Origin of the sequence: Bacteroides caecigallinarum, from assembly GCF_021530995.1 — a bacterium.
GTDB classification, from domain to species: Bacteria; Bacteroidota; Bacteroidia; order Bacteroidales; family Bacteroidaceae; genus Phocaeicola; species Phocaeicola faecigallinarum.
The window spans coordinates 1-410 of sequence record NZ_JADYTF010000303.1 but is presented as its reverse complement, the minus strand read 5'-3'; the positions used below and the strand labels follow the sequence as shown (position 1 = coordinate 410).

Below are 410 nucleotides of genomic sequence, written 5' to 3'. Positions count from 1 at the left end.
TCATCCAGCTTCTCGTTCATAAGCTTTACCACATGGAAATGGTCAAACACGTGCACCGCATTTGGGCAATTCTCATATACAGAGGAGATAAAGGCGGCAGAGAGGTCTGTTGCAATATATTTGATGTCAACACCCTTTCTTCTGACCCGTTTCCAAAAGCCGTCCAGGGCATTTGCTCCCTTGCCGTTACCGACATAAAGAATACGGCCGCTCTTCAAGTCAACCACGATTGTCTTGTACACATGCCCTCTCCTGACTGCGAATTCATCTATGCCGATGCTGTCCACTCCCTCAAGGGAAGGAGGCGCGTAATGGTATTCAAGATGACGGGTATGGATTTCCTTGACGGTATCCCAGGATACGCCCAGGAGATTAGCCGCGTCTTTCAAGGTCATGCCCCTTAACAGACC

General features: G+C 49.3%; 1 protein-coding gene. It reads right to left on the bottom strand.

All coding sequences use genetic code 11. From position 1 onward, the window contains the following. Positions 1-389, bottom strand: a 389-nt coding sequence (locus I6E24_RS16745) for a transposase (RefSeq protein ID WP_235329841.1), incomplete at its 3' end; no start/stop codon positions are given. Positions 390-410 lie beyond the last annotated feature (21 nt).